The sequence below is a fragment of the Glutamicibacter sp. FBE19 genome (genome assembly GCF_015524875.1).
GTDB lineage: Bacteria > Actinomycetota > Actinomycetes > Actinomycetales > Micrococcaceae > Glutamicibacter > Glutamicibacter halophytocola.
In genome coordinates this window covers 367,455-388,839 of the sequence record NZ_JACKQN010000002.1, presented here as the reverse complement: position 1 = coordinate 388,839, position 21,385 = coordinate 367,455, and the positions used below count along the sequence as shown (strand labels likewise).

The window sequence follows — 21,385 nt, the reverse complement described above, 5'->3', positions numbered from 1 at the left end:
ACGCGCGGCGAGCGCAGCGCAATGCACTGAAAGGGCACTATGCCAACGACCATGAGCACCGAGCAGGCCAGCTGGTTCTGCGATACCTTCTCCACCCTGGTCTCCAATGTGGGCCAGTCCGTCTTGGGCAAGGACCAGACCATCAAGCTGGTGCTGACTGCCATGCTTTCCGAGGGGCACGTGCTGCTCGAAGACGCGCCGGGCACCGGCAAGACGATGCTGGCCCGCTCGCTGGCCGCCACCGTGAAGGGCAGCAACTCGCGCATCCAGTTCACCCCCGACCTGCTGCCCTCGGACGTCACCGGCATCACCATCTACGACCAGCGCACCGGCCAGTTCGAATTCCACCATGGCCCGATCTTCGCCAACCTGGTGCTGGCCGATGAAATCAACCGCGCCTCGCCAAAGACCCAGTCGGCGCTGCTGGAGGTCATGGAAGAAGGACGCGTCACCGTCGATGGCGTGACCTACCCGCAGGCCCGCCCCTTCATGGTGATCGCCACCCAGAACCCGATCGAGCAGGCCGGCACCTACCGGCTGCCCGAAGCCCAGCTGGACCGCTTCCTGATCAAGACCTCCATCGGCTACCCGGATCGCGCCGCCACCGTGGCCCTGCTCTCGGGCAGCGCCCAGCGCGACCGCTCGGCCAGCCTGCGCCCGGTGATCACCACCGAGGCCGTGGTGGAAATGGCGCAGCTGGCCACCACCGTGCACGTGGATGCCGCGGTGCTCGACTATGTGGCCGCGCTGTGCGAGCTGACCCGCGAGGTACCCGAAACCCGCCTGGGCGTCTCGGTGCGTGGCGCGCTGGCCATGGTGCGCGCGTCCAAGGTCTGGGCCGCCAGCCAGGGGCGCAACTACGTGCTCCCGGATGACATCAAGGAACTGGCCCCGCACATCTTCACCCACCGACTGGTCCTGGATCCGGAAGCCGAGTTCACCGGCACCACCGCATCCCAGGTCATCACCTCGGTGCTCGCCAAGGTTCCCGCCCCGACCCGCCGCGGAAGCGAAGACTCGGCAGCGGCGGCGGAAAACCAGGACTCCGGCTCCGGCCAGGAAGCGCATTAATGAACCGAAAAGCCAGGCGTTCCTCCCGGCGCAGCGCGCTGAACCGCAGGGCAGGCCAATCGCTGAGCATGGCCAGCGAAGCCCTGCAGGTCCTGCGCGAATATCTGCGCCCCGCCGCCAGCAGGGCGCGCACCTACAGCGACCGGTTCATCGGCCCGCTGGGCTCGGTGATTTCGCCCTTGGGCTTCGCCGTGCTGGGAACCACGGTTCTCCTGTGGATCCTCGGCGCCGTCTTCGGCTGGCAGGAAGCGGTCCTCGGCGCATTCATGGCCACCGTTTTGCTGCTGGCCGCCGTCGGCTTCATCCTCGGTCGCAACGACTTCAGCGTGCAGCTGGATCTCCACCGCACCCGTGTCGCGGTAGGGGACCGGGCTGTGGGCGCCCTGCAGGTCACCAACAAGGCATCGCGCAGTGCAGCCCCGGTGATGATGGAATTGCCGGTAGGCCACGGTGCCACCGCCTTCCGGATCCCGCGCCTGGCTACTGCGCAGGAGCATGAAGAACTCTTCACGATTCCCACCCAGCGGCGCCAGGTGCTCAACGTCGGACCGGTGCGCTCGGTGCGCCAGGACCCCTTCGCGATTCTGCGCCGCCAGGTGAAGTGGACCGAAACCTACGAGCTGTTCATCCATCCGAAAACCACCGGGCTCGATGGTTCCTCCGCAGGCTTCATCCGCGACCTCGAAGGCATGCCCACCTCGGATCTGTCCAACTCGGACGTCTCCTTCCATGCACTGCGCGACTACCAGCCCGGCGATGACCGCCGGCACATCCACTGGAAGTCCACGGCACGCACCGGCCAGCTGATGGTTCGCCAGTTCGAGGAAACCCGGCGCTCCCATCTGGCCTTGAGCCTTTCAACCAATTTGGAGGAGTACTCCGAAGCCCACGCCGAAGAAGACTTCGAGCTGGCGGTTTCGGTGGCTGCCTCCATCGGCCAGCAGGCTGTCGCCGAGCAGCGCAAATTGGCCATCCTCACCCAGGAAGGGCCGGTGCGCACCGACAGCGGCCGGATGATGATGGACGGGCTGACCCGCATTGAAGCCGCCCCGGTACTGCGCGAGAATCTCGTGGACGTGGTCCGCCATACCGCCGATACCGTGCCAGGGGCCTCGGTGGTGTTTTTCCTGACCGGCACCCGCACCAGCGCCAAGGCCCTGCGCGCGGCCTGGATGCACGTGCCCGCCGGGGTGCGGGCCATCGCGATCCGCTGCGAGTCGGGGATCGAGCCGACCCGTTCGAATATTGGCGAATTGACCGTTCTCAGCCTGGGAAAACTTGATGAACTGGGCTTGATGCTGCGAAAGGCGGTGGCATGAACAAGCTCCCGCTGTGGCGTTTTGGCGTTGATGCCGCCTGCCTGGCCTTGGCGCTGCTGCTTGGTGCCCTGGGTCTGCTTGATGCCTATGGCGCCAGCCCCAATTTCATGCTGGCTGCTGCCGGTGGCATCCTCGCCGGCCTTGCTCTGGCCTGGGCGAATGTCTATTTCCGCTGGGGCACCTGGCGCACCGTCGGAATCTTTGCGCTGCTCTACCTGCTGTTGGGCACCCCGCTGGCAACACCGCGTGAAGCGGCCTTCGGCGTTCTGCCAACGGCATCTTCGCTGCGCACCTTGCTGGCCGGACTGGTCTTCAGCTGGAAGGACATGCTCACCGTCGCCCCGCCGGTGGGAACCTACGGCGGGGTGCTCATTGTGGCGTTCTTCTCCACCTTGCTCACCGCGGTGCTGGCCGGACTGGTTGCTTGGCGGCTGCGCTCGCCGTACTGGACGCTGATCCCGCTCTTGGCCATGTTCGTCCTGGGAATCGCCTTCGGCACCCGCGACGTGCCGCTGCCGATTGCCCGCGGCGTGGCCTTGATCGCCGTGCTGGTGGGCTGGCTAGCGTGGCGAACCTTCATGTCCTCGCGGATCACCGGCGCCTTTAATGGGCTGGAGGCCGGGCACGGAGAATCACGCGGCGGCCAGCAGCTGCTCGTGCGCCGTGTGATCGCCGGGGCGCTGGTACTGGCCGGCGCGGGTACCATCACCGCGGCAGCCACCCCGATCCTGGCCCCGGAAAACCCCCGCCAAGTGCTGCGCGATGCGCTGGAACCACCGGTGGATCTCTACGATTACCCCAGCCCGCTGACCCGTTTCCGCAAATATGTGAAAACCATGGCCGATGACACCCTCTTGACCGTTACAGGCCTTCCCAAAGGCCAGCGCATCCGCTTGGCGGCGCTGGATTCCTACAACGGCATGGTGGCGAACGTGGACCCGGCCGCCGGCGGAAGCTTCTCCCCGGTCGGCGATGCCAGCGATATCCGTTCCACGGATTCAGCCGAGGGGCGCGAAACGGCCGATCTGGCCATTAAAATCGAAGACTATGACGGAGTCTGGGTTCCTGCCGGCGGAAAATTGCTGGGCATGGACATCACCGGAGCCCGCGAAGACGAACTGGCCCGATCGCTGTTCTACTCCGATACCTCCGAAAGCGTGCTGAGCTCCACCGGAGTGCGCAAGGGCGATTCCTACACAGCCAAGGTGCAATTCCCGGCCCAGCCAACGGATGAACAGCTTGCCAAGCTGGACTTCGCGCAATTGCGCATGCCGGAATTGGCCAACGTGCCAGCGATAGCTGGAGCCAAGGCCGCGGACTTTACCGGGTCCGCACGCAGCGACCTGGAACGGGCGCGCGGCCTGGAAGCGACGCTGTCGGGAACCGGATTCTTCTCCAATGGAACCGAGGGCCAGGTCCCTTCGCTTTCCGGACACGGAGCCGGGCGCATCACCAGCCTGCTGGATGCCGACCAGATGATTGGCGACGATGAGCAGTATGCGGTGGCCATGGCCTTGATGGCACGCGAGCAAGGCATGCCAGCACGTGTGGTCATGGGCTTCTATCCCGAAGAATACCGTCCCGACCAAGCCGTGAACCTGACCGGTTCCGATGTTCACGCCTGGGTGGAAATCGCCTTCGAGGGGGAGGGATGGGTAGCTTTCAACCCCACGCCAAATGAGGATGAGCAGCCTACCCCGCCAGAGCAGGAACCGAAGTCGGTGCCGCAGCCCCAGGTGCTGCAGCCGCCTCCGCCGGCCCAGGACGAAGCGGACCTGCCTCCGCAGACTGCACCCGAGCCCCAGGAAATCGAGGAGGAGCCCAAGAGCTTCTGGGAACGCTGGGGCATGGTGATCAAGGTGGCAGGCATTTCGCTTGGCTCCCTGCTGATTCTGCTCTCGCCGCTGGCGCTGATTGCGCTGTTGAAACTTCAACGCCGCAAAAAACGCTCAGGTACCGGAAACCGGGCTGAACGCATGAGCGGTGGCTGGCAGGAACTGCTGAGCTACGCCACCGACCACCGGATAGCCACGGCCAACGGTGCGACCCGCAGGGAAAATGCTGCGGTGCTTGCCACCGGATTCCCCGCCCTGGCATCATCGGTAGCCACGTTGTCCCAACAGGCCGACGCCGCGAACTTCTCTCGCGAGCAACCAACCGAGGAACAGGTGCAGAAGTACTGGGATGAAGTGATGGCGCATACCCGCAAGATGCAAGAGCCGCTGAGCTTCTTCAGGCGTATGCGGGTGAACTTCTCGCCGCGTTCGCTGATCCACGAATTGGCGGCCAAGACAGTCATCACAGCAAGAACATTCAAACGGAAGAGTAGGAAATTCCCATGGCAGTGAAAATGAACTTGGTGGACGCCACGACCACCCAACGACTGCTGTCATGGCTGGTGGATATGGTGCCCGTGCTGATCCTCTCGGTGATTTTCTTGCCGATGATCTCAGCCAAGATGCTCCAAGCCCTCACCGTCCCAGAAGTCATGGGCGACATCATGGGAATCTATGCCACGTATGCCTTGCTCTCTTTGGCCTACACGGTGTTCGTGTGGTGGTGGGAAGCCACCGCTGGCAAGACCCCGGGCAACCTCGTTCTGGGCGTGCGCACCACGAACCTCGAAGGCGGTGCCCCCGGTTGGGGCAAAACCATTGGCCGCCGCTTGCTGATTGCTGTCGCCGGCATCATTCCCCTGGCCGGTTCCATCCTGATGGTCATTTCCAACCAGTTCGATTCCAATGGAAAAAAGCAGGGATGGCACGACAAGGCCGCAGGCACATTGGTTCTGGATATCAAGGCCGGACGTGATCCACTGAGCACTGGCGGCAAGCAAGGGCCAGAATCATTTGCCCCGCAGCCGGCAGCAGGGCAGGATTCGGCGGTGGCTAATGTCCGACAGCCAGCGGCTGAGCAGGCTCCGGCCGTCACCAACGTCCCGGTCCAGAAGACCGACGGTCCGTTGGAGAAGGAGGTGGCCGTCATCGATTCGGTGCCAGGAGCCGTCCGGTCTCCACTGCCAGAACCAGAACCACAGCCAGAACCACAGCCAGAACCACAACCAGAACCACAACCGCAGGCCGAGCTCTCTGACCAGCACGTTTCGGGCGCCGACGCGGATGAAGAAGAAGGCTACACCCGAATTCGTTCCGCAGCGCCTGCGGGCCTGCACCTGGAATTTGATGACCAGAAGTGCATCGAGCTCGATGGCACTATTCTGCTCGGTCGCAACCCCTCGCACGGCGAGGGCGACATCGGCGTGCGACTGGTTGTCCTGGATGATCCCGAGCGCAGCGTGTCCAAAACCCACCTGCTGGTTCAGCCCGGTGCCGGCTGCATTTGGGTCACCGACCGCGGTTCGGCCAATGGCTCATCCATTGTTGACGCACAGGGCGCGGTTCGCGCACTGGAACCGGGCAAACCCGAACAGGCCTTGGCCGGGCAGACTGTCTACCTGGGCGACAGGTACTTCCACGTGGAGCAACCTTGAACGGCCCGGCACCCAGCACTGTCCCGAGCTTCAGATACGGCTACGCCACCGATCGCGGGCTGCGCCGTGCGTTGAATGAAGACAGCCTGCTGGCCACGGACCGGCTGGTCGCCATCGCCGATGGCATGGGCGGGCATGAAGCCGGCGAAGTAGCCAGCGCCTTGTGCCTGAAGCTGCTTGGCGAGGGGCTGGGCACCGTGCCTGGGCGCACTGATCCGGACCAGCTCGGGGCGCTGCTTGAGCGCACCGATCAGCAGATCATCGACGTGGGCGCTGGCCGGGCCGGAACGACCCTCACCGGGGCGGTGCTGGTGGATGAAATGGCCAGCACAGCAGCGGCGCAGCCCCAGCTCCTGGTCTTCAATGTCGGCGACTCGCGTACCTATCTGTGGTCGCATGACCAGCTGCAACAGGTCAGCATCGATCACTCGGAAGTCCAGGAAATGGTCGACAGCGGTCAGCTGAGCCCGGACGAAGCTGCCAATTACCCGCGCCGCCACGTTATTACCCGTGCCCTTGGCATCAATGCCGATAGCCATCCGGACTTCTGGCTTTTGCCCGTTGCGGGCACGGAAAGGATCCTGGTGTGCTCAGATGGCTTGAGCAGCGAAGTGGGCGATGAAAAAATAGAAGAGATTCTGGCGTACTTCCCGGACCCGCAACAGGCTGCCGAAGAATTGGTCCAAGCAGCCCTCACCGCCGGAGGACGCGATAATATCAGCGTGATCGTAGCCGACGTTCAATACGGGCATCCAGACGACGTCGAAGTGACCGTCCCGCGACTATCGACCATGAGCCACACAGAGGAGACATCATGAACAGCCTGCGTTACATCCCCGGCGAATGGTACGCCCTGGTCAATGACGAGCATGCCGTACTTCTGCCTGCTGACACCAGCACCGAGCAAGTAACCGCCTTCTGGGACAAGCTCCAAGATGCCGTCACCGTCGAGTCGTTGCTCTCCGAGCTGCTGTCCATTTACCAGATGAATATCGCATCCCTGCCAAATTTTGCCCTCGTCTCCCGGGAAGCCGCGCCGCACACGGTATTGCGCGGCAGCCTCGAATTGCGCTCGCGTAGCCTGAAGGGCGAAGAATTGGTCAGTGGCGCTGGCATTGCCACCTGGGCTGAGCGCCAACTGGCTGACTCGCAAGGCTGGACGCTGGGCGCTGCCGCCGAAACTTCCACCGAGGCCGCGGCGTTGCCAATCCAAGAAGGCATTGTCCGTGTTTCAGCACTGTCGTGGGATAGCGGCCAAGGCCCATCCCCAGCTGCAGCGGAGCGTGCCAAGCAAGCAGCAAATGCATCGGCTGCCGCTTCTGCAGCTGCTGCCTCGAGCGCGGACAAGGCTCCCGCCCAGTCCGAGGAGAAGAGCGTTGCCGAGGCTCCGAAGCCCGAAGTGCCGGAAGCCCCGGCGCCTGCCGGTGCTCCGGTGGTGGACAGCAAGCCGGCCCCAGCGAGCGCTCCTGCGGCGTCCGAGCAGAAGAGCGTTGCCGAGGCTCCGAAGCCCGAGGTGCCGGAAGCCCCGGCGCCAACCAGCGCTCCGGTGGCGGACAGCAAGCCGGCCCCAGCGGCAGCAGCAGATCCTGCTCCGGCCACGGAAGAAATAGCTGCACAAGAGCCAAAGCCTGAAGCACCTGGTGCGCCTAGTGCTCCTGCCGCAGCTCAGAAGCCTGCGCCCGTCCAGGAACCTGCACCCGCCAAGGACGCAAGCCCGAGCCAGGCTGCAAAGCCAGCGGCGCCTGCTGCCCAGGGGCCGCTGGCCGCAGAGCATACGGAAGCCAAGGCCAAGAAGGTTGCCGCGCAGGACGCCGACAACGAAGACACCTTCATTCCTTCTTCGGATCGCGGGCACACCTCTTCCGGGGTGAACGAACAGACCCAGGACCCGGAGGACTACGAGCAGCACCTGCACTCCGCCGAATTCTCGCTGGCTAGCCAGCTGCTGGGCATCCGCGGAGCAACCGGCACCGAATACGAAACCGGTGACGGCGACGATCTGGATACGATCATCAAATCTCGTGCTGCCGCCACCTCGGCTTCCGCGGCGGATGAGCACACGATCATTCGCGGGATCAAGGCCATGAAGCCCCAAACCCCGCCACGACCAGAACCAGAGGCCGGCGATGACAGCCATTCCGGCCCCACCGAGTACATCTTGGCGCGTTCCTGCGAACAGCGCCACCCCAACCCGCCGACGGCCTCCACCTGCCATACCTGCGGGGCAACCCTGTCCGGTCCGGCGCACCAGGTTCGCAAGCCGGCTATGGGCCGCATGACGGTGCGCGACCGCGGGGGCATCCGCGAGTATTCGCATGAACTGAACCGGTCCGTGGTGCTGGGCCGCCAGCCCAGCGCCTCGGCGGTCAAGGAACCGAATCCACCGCGCTTGCTGCAGATTGACAGCCCGAGCGGCGATATTTCCCGCTCGCACCTGCTGGTGCGCTTGGAAGGCTGGCATGTGCAGCTCGTTGACCTGGGCGCGACCAATGGAACGATGCTTTTGCGTGAGGGCCAGGCACCGCGACGCCTCTCCAAGAACCAGGAAGTCATGCTGAAAAGCGGCGATGTGGCGGACCTCGGCGATGGTGTCAGCCTGCGTTTCGAGGATCTGCCGTGAGCCCACGGCGCCCCTCGTCGCCCGCGCCGCAGATCCCCGGTTTCACCCTGGTCAAGCCACTGGGTACCGGCGGCTTCTCCGACGTGTACCTCTACGAACAGCATCGGCCCCAGCGCAAGGTGGCCATCAAGGTGCTCCTGGCTGATGTCAGCAAGGACGATGCCCGGAAGCTCTTTGAAACTGAAGCCAACTTGATGGCCCAGCTCTCGTCGCATCCGTACATTGTGACCATTTATCAGGCGGAGACCACCGAGGATGGCCGCTCGTACCTGGCGATGGAGTATTGCTCCCGTCCCTCCCTTGATGCCCGGTACCGCCGCGGCGTGCTCAGCGTTGATGAGGCGCTGACCCTGGCAATCCAGCTTTGCTCTGCGGTGCACACCGCGCACTTGGCGGGCATCGTGCATCGCGATATCAAGCCGGCCAACGTGCTGACCACCGATTACAACCGCCCGGCATTGACCGACTTTGGCATTTCGGGCACCGTGGGGTCCCATGCTGCCGGGATGTCCGTGCCATGGTCGGCACCTGAGGCCTTTGAAGAGGGCCTCCCGCCGGGGGTGCGCATGGATGTCTACTCGCTGGGCGCCACCATCTATACGGTGCTGGCCGGGCACTCGCCTTTTGTGCATCCCGGACAGGACAATTCGCAAGCAGTCCTCATCGAGCGAATCTGCAACACCCAGCTGCGGGCGTTGACCCGGGCCGACATCCCGGATTCGCTGAATCAGGCCCTGGCGGTAGCCATGGCCAAGGATCCAGAGAGCCGATTTGGCACGGCCGCAGAACTTGCGCGGACCTTGCAGCGGATCCAAATGGAGTTGGGTTTTTCCGTCACCGAGTTCGAGGTGATGGAAGATCCCGCTGCTGAGGCGGCTCCGGAAGAGGAAGGAGAGGCAACCCGCGTTCGGAGCGTCACCTCGATCAGCGACGCCCAGCGCCCGCTGTCGGCAGGCCCGATGATTTCCTTCGTTCCGGGGCAGCGTCCCAAGGATTCGGGCAGCAGCAGGCCCGCCAAGCCCAAGGTGGCCGAGCGATTTGTTGCTGCCCCCAGCGACGCCGCGGATTCCTCGCAATCGCCTGCTGGGGATCAGGCCGACGCGCCAGCGGCGGAAAATGAAGCTAGGAGTTTCCCGAAAATATTCATTGTTGTCGGGATCATCCTGGTTTTGCTGATTGGCGGTGCAGTGGCGGTCAATCGGCTGCTGCCGCAGGATGAAAGAACCACTGAAGGCGGACTTCCCATCACCGCTTCCGGCGATCCAAAAGATCCCCTGCTGGGCGGCACCGTGCCGATGGTGGAAAATTTCAAGTACTCTACGGTGGGTGAGACAGTGACCTTCCGCTGGGAAAACCCGGAACCTAACCAGGGTGATTTCTACCGGTGGGCGCCTATCACGGCAACGGATAAGGGCGAAGTCCAGCAGACCAAGTCAACCAGCGCGACGACCGCTATTGCTGAAGGCGGACAGACGTGCATCGAAGTCAAACTGGTTCGCGATGACGGCCGCATCTCCGATGCGTCAAAGTTCTGTACGGGTTAATGATCGGGAGAGAAGGCGAAATCCTTGAACGAGCTCTACGTTGAGTATTGCGGCCAGTACTATCCAGTAGTAGAGGATAAGACCTTTGTCATCGGACGCGAAGGCGACTTGGCAATTGATGAAAACCCCTACCTTCACCGCCAGTTCCTGACTATTTCAAAACATGCTGGCCTGTGGTGGCTGAACAATATTGGCACCCGCTTGACTGCCACCATTGCGGATAAGACTGGTGGACTGCAAGCCTGGCTTTCCCCGCAGTCCAGCCTGCCCCTGGTGCTGAACCGGGTGTCGGTGGTTTTCACCGCCGGACCGACCACCTATGAGCTGTCCATCCATGTGGCCCAGCCGGCGTTCCGACAGGACCATGTTGATAGCGACAGCGATGGGGAGACCACCATCGGGCCGGTGATTTTGACCCAGGCGCAAAGGGCCTTGATCGTTGCCCTCAGCGAGCCGATGCTTAAACGCGACGGGACTGGGCTCAGTGCCATCCCCACCAGCGCCGCGGCGGCCGAGCGCCTTGGCTGGGGCATCACCAAGTTCAATCGCAAGCTCGATAATGTCTGCGACAAATTGGATCGAGCCGGCATTGCCGGATTGCGTGGCGGGCCAGGAAAACTGGCCACCAATCGCAAGGCTCGGCTCGTTGAGCATGCGGTGAGTTCGCATTTGGTCACCCGGGCAGACTTGGACATGCTTGAGGCCGGAATCCCGGACGACGAATAGGCAGCGTGCAGCGCTTCAAAAATGAGATGGCTTGTTGTTCCCTCGGGGAACAACAAGCCATCTCACTTGGTCTGCTGCATCGGCAATGGGCCTTTAGCGGCGTCCGACGGTCCAGCCCAGGCGCGGGGTGAGCGCGCGGCGTTTGCGCAGGCGCGTTACGCGCTTCTTGGCTGGTGCCGCTTCGTCGGGCTGCTCGGCAGGTGCATTGCCCAAGGCGCACAGCAATGCGGTGACTGCTGCCAGTTCCTCGGCGCTGGGATTGCCCTTGGTCACCTGGATCTGCGGGGCGGCAGGCGTCGCGGTGTCCTGTTCCATTGGCTTTGCTCCTCGTTAGTACTCGAATAGGCGGTACGGGCCCTGGCTACAGCGGGATGTTGCCGTGCTTCTTCGGTGGCAGCACTGCATGCTTTTCACGCAGTGCGCGCAATCCGCGAACCAGCTGCACGCGGGTGTCGCTCGGGGCGATGACCGCATCCACGTAGCCCAGCTCGGCGGCCTGGTACGGGTTGAGCAGCTCGGCCTCGTAGTCGTCGACGATCTGCTTGCGGCGGGCCTCGACGTCTCCGCCTTCGGCTTCCACTGCCGCAAGATCGCGGCGGTACAGGATGTTCACTGCGCCCTGCGCGCCCATCACGCCGATCTGCGCGGTGGGCCAGGCCAGGTTCAAATCCGCACCGAGCTTCTTGGAACCCATCACGATGTACGCTCCGCCGTAGGCCTTGCGGGTGATCACGGTCAGCTTCGGCACGGTGGCCTCGGCGTAGGCGTAGAGCAGCTTCGCACCGCGGCGGATAATGCCCTGGAATTCTTGGTCCTTGCCAGGCAGGAAGCCGGGTACGTCCACGAAGGTGAGGATCGGGATGTTGAAGGCATCGCAGTTGCGCACAAAGCGGGCTGCCTTTTCCGAGGCGGCAATGTCCAAGGTGCCAGCAAACTGCATTGGCTGGTTGGCCACGATGCCCACGGTGCGTCCTTCGACGCGGGCGTAGCCGATCATCACGTTCGGCGCGTACAGCGACTGCATCTCGAAGAAGTGCGCGTCATCGACGACGGATTCGATGATCTTGCGCATGTCATAAGGCTGGTTTGCGGAATCCGGAATCAAGGTATCCAGTGCCAGGTCATCCGCGGTGATTTCCAGCTCTTCATCGAACTCCGCGATCAAGGCATCGGAAAGGTTGGAGGAGGGCAGGAAGTCCAGCAGTTCCTTGCAGAACTCCACAGCGTCTTCCTCGTCGCTGGCCAGGTACGTTGCCGTACCGGTGTTGGCATTGTGCTGGCGCGCGCCGCCGAGGGTTTCCATGTCGATTTCTTCGCCGGTGACGGTCTTGATGACATCTGGCCCGGTGATGAACATGTGGCTGGTCTTGTCAACCATGATCACGTAGTCGGTCAGGGCAGGGGAGTAGGCGGCTCCACCGGCCGATGGGCCCATGATCAGCGAGATCTGCGGGACCACGCCCGAGGCGTGGACGTTGTTGCGGAAGATGTCGGCGAACATGGCCAGGGAGGCCACGCCTTCCTGGATGCGGGCGCCGCCGCCGTCGAGGATGCCTACTACCGGGCAGCCATTGCGCAGCGCGAATTCCTGGACCTTGACGATCTTCTCGCCGTTGACCTGGGACAGCGAGCCGCCGTAGACGGTGAAGTCCTGGGAGTAGACCGCGACAAGGCGGCCATCAACGGTGCCGTAGCCGGAAACCAGGCCATCGCCCATTGGCTTCTTCTTTTCCATGCCGAAGGCAGTGGAGCGGTGAACAGCGAGGGCATCGAATTCCACGAAGGAGTCCTCGTCCATGAGCATTTCGATGCGTTCACGGGCGGTGTGCTTTCCGCGGGAGTGCTGTTTTTCGATTGCTGCCTGGCCGCTAGGTGCTTCAGAGAGCTTCTGGCGGCGGCGGAATTCAGCAAGCTTGCCGGCGGTGGTGGACAGGTCGATTGCTTCGTCTGCCTCGGTTCTGCCCTGCGTCATGCCTTCGACTCCCTCGAGTTGTTTTCAATGTGTAGGAATAGCACAAGAAAAATGCCATCCAAGTCAGTCTAGCTGGGTAAACAGGACTTCTGGTTGTAGGAAACTTACAAAATGGGCCAATATCCAGTGGGTGGCACGCCAGAATAAGTTACTGAAGAGTAGCTTAGCCGGGGGAGTTCGCGTAATCTGTATCACATGACTAGTGAACCCCGCACTGAACTCGCCCCGGTCGCGGCGAGCCTCAAGAACCGCACCATCTTGATGAGCGGCGGAAGCCGCGGCATCGGATTGGCCATAGCCAAAGCAGCCGGAGCACTCGGAGCCAACGTCGTGCTGCTCTCGAAAACCAGCGACCCGCATCCCAGCCTCGAAGGCACCATTCACACCGCAGTTGAAGAAATCAACCAGGCCGGCGGACGCGGCCTGGCAGTGGTGGGCGATGTGCGCATCGACGAGGACGTGCAACGCGCAGTGGCCGAAGCCGTGGCCACCTTCGGCGGCATCGACATCGTGGTGAATAACGCCTCGGCGATTAACCTGGCCAAGACCGAGCAAGTGGACATGAAGCGCTATGACTTGATGCAGGACATCAACGTGCGCGGAACCTTCCTGCTATCCAAAACCGCGCTGCCCTACCTTCGCGCCTCGCAGCACGCCCATATTCTGACGCTGTCGCCACCGCTGAATCTGGACCCGCGCTGGGCAGGGGAGCACCTGGCCTACACGATGGCCAAGTACGGCATGTCCCTGACCACCCTTGGATTGGCCGAAGAGCTCAAGGACCAAGGCGTTGGCGTGAATTCGCTGTGGCCAGAAACCCTGATTGATACCGCGGCAATCCGCAATCTGCCCGGTGGGCAGAAGATGATCCAGGGCGCCCGCGATGCGCAAATTGTTGCCGATGCGGCCATGGCCATTTTGAGCAGCGATCCCCGAAAGCTCAGCGGCAACTTCTTCACCGACTCGCAGGTGCTGAACTTGGCTGGCGTGGCGGATCTGGAGAAATATTCGCTCAACCCCGACGTGCCGCTGGTCGAGGACATATTCCTTTAAGGAGACTTCGCCAAGAGCGGATCGGCGTGCCGGTGCCATAGGGTTTTAGCTATGGACACTTCCCAGGGCGCCGCCCGCGCAGCCATCGACCCCACGCGTTTTGCCCAGCTCACTCAGCAGCTTTCGCTCGGAGCGGTGGAATTCAAAGAGACCTCGGGGTCAACGAATGCCGAATTAGCGGATCTGGCCAGCCGGGGCCTGGCTGGCCATCTGAGCGTGTACTACACGGAGCACCAGCAAGCAGGCAAAGGCCGGCTCGGCCGTGCCTGGGTGACGCCGTCCGGCTCCTCGATCACCGTGAGCGTGATGATGGCCCCCGGAGCGAGCGTTCCCACCGAAGCGCTGTCCTGGTACACCATGCTGGCCGCCTTGGCCTGGAGCCGAGCTGCAGAACGCGTCGCCAAAGTCCCGGTCCGCATCAAATGGCCCAATGACCTGCTGGCCGGGGAGTTCAAGATTTGCGGCATCCTGGCCCAAATGGTCCCGGCCGGCTCCGGATACGGGGTGGTTGTTGGCACCGGGATGAACGTGGACCAGAGCCGCGAAGAACTTCCGGTTCCCACGGCCACGTCGCTGCGGCTGGCCAGTTCGCACGCCATCGACCGCACCCAATTGCTGGCCGAGTACCTCAAGGAACTGGTGAACCTCGATCGCGGTTTCCGCCAGGTCTCCGGGTCCGTTCAAGTGCCGCTGCCGGGATTCGAGGGCCGGTCCCTGCGCGAAATGGCCAGCGAAAAACTGGCCACCCTGGGCCACGAGGTGCGGGTCGAATTCCCCGACGGCTCAACCCTGGAAGCCACCGCAGTCCAGCTGGCGCCTGACGGAGCACTGGTTTTGGAGGACCGGAACGGGCAGCGGACCAATGTGCTGGCCGGGGACGTGCACCACGTGCGGCGCGCCGATGGAAAGTATGCCTAACCAGCATCGTGCCTAGCACCGGGACTATTATTGAATACACAGACCGAAGAACTGTGTCCAGACAGGAGGGGCGAGGACCTTAACGATGAAGTTGCCGCTACATGAACGGGAGCGAGTGATTATCAAAACTCGCGAGCACTCCCGAGTATTGCGACAGCCGATCAGCGCCTTTCTCATCCTCACCGCCTTGTGCACGTTCGCCATTGGCTACCTCTCGCGTGATGACCTCTCCGATTGGCTGGCCGACAACGCCGACGTCTGGATGATCGTGGCCGTGGTTCTCTGGGCCGCCTTGGTGCTGATCTGGAGCATCGTTCCGTGGATCCGCTGGACGCGCAGCCTGATCGTGCTGACCAGCGAGCGGATCATGTACAGGTCCGCCTACAGCCAGGGACAGCTGCAATCTGTAGGATTATTTACGGTTCGCGATCTGGTCGCCTACGCTAAGCAGCACAATGCGATGACGCGCGCGGGAACCTTGGATATCGTCTTGAACCAGGGATATGTGCGAATCGCGCACGTTCCATCCGTCCCGTATTTCCGTTCGCTGGCCATGGAAGCCATGGCGAATCTGCGCGGAAGCCGGGACGCGGCACACACCGAAACGACGAACAGTGAGGGCATGGGGGCATGAGCACCGAGCACAACAATCCACCCCGGGCCGACTCCCCGCAGTCGGCCGCGCAGGCCGCCCGCGAAGCTCGTCAGCATCCTGCCGCCGACATCCCCGACCAGTCCGATCCTATTTTCGAACTGGCCCAGGCCATGGAGGGCCCGCTGCGCATCCCGGCCCACACCCCGGATGCCGTGCGCGATAACGTCGCCTCGCTGGAACACCGGCTTATCGGCGGCCAGCGCGAGTTCCGCCGCCGCGAGGTAGCGGCCGAAGCCGGAATTTCCCTGCACTCCGCCCGCAAGCTCTGGCGCGCCATCGGCTTCCCGGAACTCGGCGATGACGAGGTGTTCTTCACCAAGGCCGACAAGGCCGCGCTGGGCACCATGGTGGACATGGTGCGCGAAGGCAAGCTCACCGAGGAAACGGCGATTTCGCTGATGCGCTCGGTCGGGCAGATGACCGACCGCATGGTCGTCTGGCAAATCGAGGCCCTGGTCGAGGACATGATCGCCAACCAGAACATGTCCGACCGCCAGGCCCGCCGCCAGCTGTTCAGCATGCTGCCCGACATCATTCCGGCCATTGAGGATTTGCTCCTCTACTCCTGGCGCCGGCAGCTGAACTCGGCAGTGCACCGCATGGCACTGCGCGTGGAAACCGGTGTCGCCGCCTACAAGCAGGACAGCCCGGAGGCAGACGGCGGAACGCCGCTGCCCTTGGCCCGAGCCGTGGGCTTCGCGGATCTGGTCTCCTACACTTCGCTCTCGCGCCGCATGAACGAGCGAACCCTCGCCCAGCTGGTGCAGCGCTTCGAAGCAAAATGCGCGGAAATCATTTCCGTTGGCGGCGGGCGCCTGGTCAAGACCATCGGCGATGAAGTGCTCTACGTGGCGGAAACCCCGCAGGCTGGCGCGCTCATTGCCTTGTCGCTCTCCCGCGAACTGGCCAAGGACGAGCTGTTCCCGCAAACCCGGGGAGCCGTGGTCTGGGGCCGGGTGCTGTCCCGGCTCGGCGACATCTACGGGCCGACCGTGAACATGGCCGCCCGTCTCACCTCGCTGGCCGAACCCGGTTCGGTGCTCACCGATGCCCTGACCGCTAATACCCTGCGCAATGATGCCCGCTTTGTGCTGACTGCCCAGGAAATTACGGCCGTGCGCGGCTTTGGCGACATCCAACCTTACGAACTCTCGCCAGGCGAGGGAGCCGGACTGGTGATTGACTAATGAATAATGAACCGACACCCGTGCCGTTCAACCTGGCTGCCGCTGGAATGACCGATGTTGGACGGCGCCGCAGCGAGAACCAGGACCGCATCTTGCTGCATGACATCGTTTATGCGGTGGCCGACGGAATGGGCGGGCACGAGGCCGGGGAAGTAGCCAGCCAGCTCGCGGTCGAAACCATGCAGGAAATTTGCACCTTCGCAAACAAGACCTCGGTGCGCAAGCTGCCCACCGTCGCCGAGGTCCAGCGCCAGGTCCAATTGGCCGATGACCGGATCCGCGAAGCCCTGGAAGCCCGCGGCGGCACCACCTTGTGCGCGCTGCTGCAGATCAAGGCCCCTGACCAGGGCCGGGACAATGTCACCGCGCCGATCTCCGCAGTGCCACCGTGGACCTCCAGCTTTTCCATGAAGGTCAACACCGATGTGATCGCCAAGATCACCCCGGAAATGCTCAAGGACCACCGGGACCCGGCAACTCCGGGCACGGCGCCCCTGCCGGTGGTTGCCGAAGAGATACCCAACCTGTTGCTCGTCAACGTGGGAGATTCCCGCGGCTACCGGTTGCGCGACGGAGCCCTGCAGCAGCTGACCCGGGACCACTCGGCCGTCCAGGAAATGGTGGACGCCGGGCAGATCACCGAATCCGAGGCCCGCAATCATCCGCATCGCAACCTGATCACCCGTGCCCTGGGCGCAGGTGCCGAAAGCCAGCCCGATGTCACGGTGCTGCAGCCGCGCATCGGCGACCGCTACCTGTTATGCAGCGATGGGCTATCCGGCGAGCTGACCGAAGATATCCTGCAGACCATCTTGGTGAACTTCAAGGACCGCAGCGAAGCAGTGCGGGTACTGACCGGGGCGGCCCTGGAAGCCGGTGGCCGGGACAATATCGCGGTGATCGTGATCGACGTGGTGGCTGCAGGAAATCCGGAGCCGGACGCACAGGAGATCTGAGCTTTCAAGCCTGCGATTCTGGCAGCTGGTGGGGCACAATTGGATACGTGAGTGAAAATGCCGTAACCCCCGTTGAGACCACCAATGCTCCGCCGGAAGCTGACAAGGCCCGCTATGAACAGCTGGTCGAACAAATCCGCACCCACCGCGACGCGTACTACCAAAATGACGCCCCGCTGGTTTCCGACGTCGAATACGATGCGCTGTTCCATGAATTGCAGTTGCTCGAAGCCCAGTATCCGATCCTGGCCGGACAGGATTCACCCACGCAAGAGGTGGGCGGCGAGGTCTCCGCTGCCTTCGCCTCGGTCACTCACGCCAGCCGCATGTACTCGCTGGAAGATGTTTTCTCGCTCGAAGAACTCGACGCGTGGCTGGAACGCGCCCAGGCCAACGCCGAGCGCCTGCATCCGCAGACACCGGTCAAGTGGCTGTGCGAAGTCAAGATCGATGGCCTGGCCCTCAACCTGACCTACCGCGAAGGCAAACTGGTGCGCGCCGCCACCCGCGGCGATGGCACCACCGGTGAAGACGTCACCCACAACGCCCTGACCATCAGCGACATCCCCCAGGAATTGACCGGCTCGGGCTGGCCTGCCGAATTCGAAGTGCGCGGTGAAGTCTTCATAGCCACCGATGATTTTAATGCCTATAACGAAGCGCTGATTGCCCAGGGCAAGGCGCCCTTGGCGAACCCGCGCAATGCTGCCGCTGGCAGCCTGCGGCAAAAGGATCCCGAACAGACCGCCAAGCGCCCGCTGCGCATGTTTGTCCACGGCCTGGGGCGGAGCCGCGACTTCCAGATGGCCGAGCAGTCCGAGGCCTACGAGCTCATGCGCGGCTGGGGCCTTCCGGTGTCCCCCTACGGCAGGGTCGTGGGCAGCCGGGCCGAAGCCAAGGACTACATCTCGGAGCATGGCGAAAAACGCCATGACCTCATCCATGACATCGACGGCATCGTCATCAAGGTCAATGACCTGGCCACCCAGGAACAACTGGGCTACACCTCCCGCGTTCCACGCTGGGCGGTCGCCTACAAGTACCCTCCGGAAGAGGTCCACACCAAGCTCCTGGACATCCAGGTCCAGGTGGGCCGCACCGGACGTGTCACCCCCTTTGGCGTGATGGAACCGGTGCTCGTAGCCGGCTCCACCGTAGCCCGTGCCACCTTGCACAACCAGGAAGTGGTCAAGGCCAAAAACGTGAAAATCGGCGACACCATCATCCTGCGCAAGGCCGGCGACGTGATTCCGGAAATCGTCGGACCGGTCTTGCCGCTGCGTGAAGGCAACACCGGCCTGCGCGATTTTGTCATGCCCACCCACTGCCCATCCTGCGGCCAGCCATTGGCGCCGGCGAAGGAAGGGGATGTGGACATCCGCTGCCTCAACGCCGAATCCTGCCCGGCGCAGCTCACCGAACGCGTCGCCTACCTTGGCGGGCGCAGCGCGCTGGACATCGAAGCCCTGGGCTATGAAGCCGCCGCCGCGTTGACCAGTGGCCCCGGAGAGGACCCGCAGACCCAAGGCGGCGTCATCCTGCCAGCAGGTCCTGGCCCCCTGCATAACGAAGCAGAGCTGTTCAACCTCAAGGACAAGCTGGAAGAACTGGGCGAGGTCAAGGTCTGGCGTGAAAAGCGCTCCAAGGGCGAGGGCACCGGAAAATTCGAGCTGGTCCCGTATTTCTATTCCAAGGCCACCGCCAAAAAGCCATCTGCACCGACCCGCAGCACGCTCAAGCTGCTGGACGAGCTGGAAAAGGCCAAGGAGAACCCGCTGTGGCGCGTGCTGGTGGCGCTGTCCATCCGCCACGTCGGCCCTAATGCATCACGGGCCATCGCCACCCGCTATGGGTCCATGGACGCGTTGCTTGCCGTCCTGGACTCTGGCGACGCCGTGGCCGAATTGAGCGAAATCGATTCGGTCGGATCCATCATTGCCGAGGCGCTGGTGGAATGGTTCAAGGTGGACTGGCATCGCGAGATCGTCTCCGCATGGCAAGCCGCCGGCGTGAAGATGAAAGATGAGCAGGACGAGAACATCCCGAAAAATCTGGAAAACCTTGCCATCGTCGTGACCGGAACGCTGGAGAATTATTCGCGGGACACCGCCAAGGAAGCAATTATCGTGCGCGGCGGCAAAGCCACCGGCAGCGTCTCGAAGAAGACCGACTTCCTGGTCGCCGGCGAAGCCGCCGGCTCGAAACTGGACAAGGCACAGTCACTGGGAGTTCCGGTGCTCGACGAAGCCGGCTTTGGAGTGCTCCTGGAACAAGGACCAGACGCCGCGCGCGAGGCAGCACTCGCCGCACCTACGGAAGGCTAATACATGGACAAGTCAATCAGTCACGACCCACTGGTACTGGTGGCGCGCCGCGCCGCCGCTGCCGGCGCCGAGGTGCTTTCTCGACGCGACGAATCGCAATTCAACCTCAACGACAAGTCGGCAGCGGGGGACTGGGTCACCGATTTCGACCGTGCCTCGGAAGAAGCCATCCGAGCCACCATTGTGACCTCGCGCCCCAACGACGAATTGACCGGCGAGGAGTTCCCCAGCGCCAAGCCGAGCCACCCCAGCGGTGTGCGCTGGAGCATCGATCCCCTGGACGGAACGACCAACTTCGTCCGCAATATCGCCTACTACTGTTCTTCGGTAGGAGCCTGCCAGCTGGAAGAGGACGGCACCGAAACCTGGGTGGCCGCCGCTATTGTTGCCCCGGCCTTGCAAGTGGAGTATTTCGCGGGCAAGTCCCTGGGCGCATGGAAGCACGACCTGCGCACCGGAAAACTGATCCAGCTCACCGGCCCAGTCGAGTCGGCAACAAAAATTCTCGGCACCGGGTTCGGCTACGATGCCGAACGCCGCCAGTTCCAGGCCCGCGTCTTGGAAGGCATGCTCGAAGACTACGTCAACGTTCGCCGAATCGGCTCTGCCGCCTTGGACCTGTGCCTCGTTGCCGAGGGCGCATTGGACGCCTACGCCGAATACGGCACCCAGGAGTACGACTGGGCAGCCGGCGCGTTGATTGCCGAGGAAGCCGGATGCCTGGTGGGCCGTCCGGCATCAAATCCCGGATGGCAGTATGCCGGGCTTGTGGATACCGCAAAGCTGAGCGTACCGGGTAGCTAGTACAGCACCAGGGCCATCGCTTCATGCGCGTAGTGGATGGCTATTCCTACGGCTACACCGCCACACACCTGGGTGGCGGTGTGCTGGAAGCTTCGAATGCGGGACCAGGAAAGCACCGCGATGAACAAGAGCACCCATGGCGTCAGTTGCGGGCTCTGCCCGGCAACTTGCAAGATGGCATACGTGCCCACAGCCAGGTGCACCGAGACTTTCCACCAGATGTTGATGATGGCCACGACCAGCAGTCCCAGCAACATGCACAGGACCTCGCGGAAAATGCCGGCGCCGGCGTCCATCAGCCACAACACCAGCAAGCCGCAGAGGATCAAGCCGGAAGTCATCGCATAAATTCCGTGGCGCTGGCGGCGCACGGTGACATGCAAATCCGTGACCCTGCCGCGCAGTTTTGCCGTCACCAGCAGCAACCACGGGATCACCGTGGTGAACAGGGCGGCCACGATCGCCCCGGCCCAGCTGATGCGTGCATCGCGCAAGGGCGAGAGCGCCAGCAAGAGCGTGCCCAGGACAATAGGCGAGAGGATGTGCGAAATCAGCAGCGCAGCGTTCTTCGCTGCGGCTGGCTGGCTTGGTGCGGAAACCTGCTGCATAAAGGTTGGTAGCCTTGCTCGATAGGGTTTGGCGATCGGCGACTCGCCCCTTCCACACTAGCAAGAGCTGCTTGCGGCACGTGCCTTCATGGGCGCTTCCAGAACGCCAGTTCAAGAGCAACGGGCAGCGCGGCAGGG

At 63.1% G+C, this 21,385-nt stretch carries 18 protein-coding genes; 15 read left to right on the top strand and 3 right to left on the bottom strand.

The features are described 5' to 3' along the window. Window positions 1-51: 51 nt before the first annotated feature. Genes H6F58_RS05470 through H6F58_RS05435 form a run of 8 tightly spaced genes read left to right on the top strand, consistent with a single transcriptional unit; the run spans window position 52 to window position 10,770 of the window. Window positions 52-1,071, top strand: coding sequence for a MoxR family ATPase (locus H6F58_RS05470; protein ID WP_244652325.1), 1,020 nt, complete (start codon window positions 52-54; stop codon window positions 1,069-1,071). Continuing rightward, a complete protein-coding gene (locus tag H6F58_RS05465; protein ID WP_146277870.1) occupies window positions 1,071-2,390 on the top strand; it encodes a DUF58 domain-containing protein in 1,320 nt (439 codons plus the stop codon). The genes H6F58_RS05470 and H6F58_RS05465 overlap by 1 nt, the downstream gene beginning before the upstream one ends. Further along, the gene (locus tag H6F58_RS05460) at window positions 2,387-4,738 is read left to right on the top strand and encodes a transglutaminase-like domain-containing protein (RefSeq protein ID WP_146277871.1); all 2,352 of its coding nucleotides are present in this window, start codon (window positions 2,387-2,389) and stop codon (window positions 4,736-4,738) included. The genes H6F58_RS05465 and H6F58_RS05460 overlap by 4 nt, the downstream gene beginning before the upstream one ends. Then, a complete protein-coding gene (locus tag H6F58_RS05455; RefSeq protein ID WP_171918534.1) occupies window positions 4,729-5,880 on the top strand; it encodes an RDD family protein in 1,152 nt (383 codons plus the stop codon). The genes H6F58_RS05460 and H6F58_RS05455 overlap by 10 nt, the downstream gene beginning before the upstream one ends. Continuing rightward, window positions 5,877-6,698 carry a protein phosphatase 2C domain-containing protein gene (locus tag H6F58_RS05450; protein WP_060700918.1) on the top strand — a complete coding sequence of 274 codons (822 nt, stop codon included), beginning with the start codon at window positions 5,877-5,879 and terminating at the stop codon, window positions 6,696-6,698. The genes H6F58_RS05455 and H6F58_RS05450 overlap by 4 nt, the downstream gene beginning before the upstream one ends. Further along, on the top strand, window positions 6,695-8,500 hold the full coding sequence (locus H6F58_RS05445; RefSeq protein WP_171918535.1) for an FHA domain-containing protein: 1,806 nt from the start codon (window positions 6,695-6,697) through the stop codon (window positions 8,498-8,500). The genes H6F58_RS05450 and H6F58_RS05445 overlap by 4 nt, the downstream gene beginning before the upstream one ends. Then, complete coding sequence (locus tag H6F58_RS05440) at window positions 8,497-10,044, top strand: serine/threonine-protein kinase (protein ID WP_171918536.1); 1,548 nt, start codon at window positions 8,497-8,499, stop codon at window positions 10,042-10,044. Before H6F58_RS05445 ends, H6F58_RS05440 begins: the two co-directional genes overlap by 4 nt. 24 nt (window positions 10,045-10,068) lie before the next feature. Further along, window positions 10,069-10,770: a hypothetical protein gene (locus tag H6F58_RS05435; RefSeq protein WP_060700921.1), complete on the top strand. Its 702-nt coding sequence runs from the start codon at window positions 10,069-10,071 to the stop codon at window positions 10,768-10,770. Between the two features lie 93 nt (window positions 10,771-10,863). On the opposite strand, the gene H6F58_RS05430 is transcribed toward H6F58_RS05435, so the two are convergent. Together H6F58_RS05430 and H6F58_RS05425 are read right to left on the bottom strand one after the other, a co-directional pair. Continuing rightward, the gene (locus H6F58_RS05430; protein ID WP_146277876.1) at window positions 10,864-11,085 is read right to left on the bottom strand and encodes an acyl-CoA carboxylase subunit epsilon; all 222 of its coding nucleotides are present in this window, start codon (window positions 11,083-11,085) and stop codon (window positions 10,864-10,866) included. A gap of 46 nt (window positions 11,086-11,131) precedes the next feature. Continuing rightward, a complete protein-coding gene (locus tag H6F58_RS05425; RefSeq protein WP_171918537.1) occupies window positions 11,132-12,742 on the bottom strand; it encodes an acyl-CoA carboxylase subunit beta in 1,611 nt (536 codons plus the stop codon). Between the two features lie 195 nt (window positions 12,743-12,937). On the opposite strand from H6F58_RS05425, the gene H6F58_RS05420 reads away from it, so the two are divergent. The 7 genes from H6F58_RS05420 (at window position 12,938) to H6F58_RS05390 (ending at window position 20,639) form a co-directional block, all read left to right on the top strand. Further along, on the top strand, window positions 12,938-13,795 hold the full coding sequence (locus tag H6F58_RS05420; protein ID WP_146277877.1) for an NAD(P)-dependent oxidoreductase: 858 nt from the start codon (window positions 12,938-12,940) through the stop codon (window positions 13,793-13,795). A 51-nt stretch (window positions 13,796-13,846) separates the two neighbouring features. After that, window positions 13,847-14,713: a biotin--[acetyl-CoA-carboxylase] ligase gene (locus H6F58_RS05415; protein ID WP_060700925.1), complete on the top strand. Its 867-nt coding sequence runs from the start codon at window positions 13,847-13,849 to the stop codon at window positions 14,711-14,713. An 85-nt stretch (window positions 14,714-14,798) separates the two neighbouring features. After that, window positions 14,799-15,347, top strand: a complete 549-nt coding sequence (locus H6F58_RS05410) for a hypothetical protein (RefSeq protein WP_146277879.1) — start codon at window positions 14,799-14,801, stop codon at window positions 15,345-15,347. Beyond that, a complete protein-coding gene (locus tag H6F58_RS05405) occupies window positions 15,344-16,555 on the top strand; it encodes an adenylate/guanylate cyclase domain-containing protein (RefSeq protein WP_060700927.1) in 1,212 nt (403 codons plus the stop codon). The genes H6F58_RS05410 and H6F58_RS05405 overlap by 4 nt, the downstream gene beginning before the upstream one ends. Beyond that, window positions 16,555-17,511 (top strand): protein phosphatase 2C domain-containing protein, encoded by a 957-nt coding sequence (locus H6F58_RS05400; RefSeq protein ID WP_171918538.1) that lies wholly within the window; start codon window positions 16,555-16,557, stop codon window positions 17,509-17,511. Before H6F58_RS05405 ends, H6F58_RS05400 begins: the two co-directional genes overlap by 1 nt. Before the next feature lie 47 nt (window positions 17,512-17,558). After that, window positions 17,559-19,835 (top strand): NAD-dependent DNA ligase LigA, encoded by a 2,277-nt coding sequence (ligA, locus tag H6F58_RS05395; RefSeq protein WP_257746023.1) that lies wholly within the window; start codon window positions 17,559-17,561, stop codon window positions 19,833-19,835. A gap of 3 nt (window positions 19,836-19,838) precedes the next feature. Continuing rightward, entirely contained in the window at window positions 19,839-20,639 is an 801-nt protein-coding gene (locus tag H6F58_RS05390) for an inositol monophosphatase family protein (RefSeq protein WP_171918539.1), read from the top strand. On the opposite strand, the gene H6F58_RS05385 is transcribed toward H6F58_RS05390, so the two are convergent. Beyond that, window positions 20,636-21,247 carry a hypothetical protein gene (locus H6F58_RS05385; protein WP_171918540.1) on the bottom strand — a complete coding sequence of 204 codons (612 nt, stop codon included), beginning with the start codon at window positions 21,245-21,247 and terminating at the stop codon, window positions 20,636-20,638. The two genes, H6F58_RS05390 and H6F58_RS05385, sit on opposite strands and share 4 nt — an antisense overlap. Window positions 21,248-21,385: the final 138 nt, after the last annotated feature.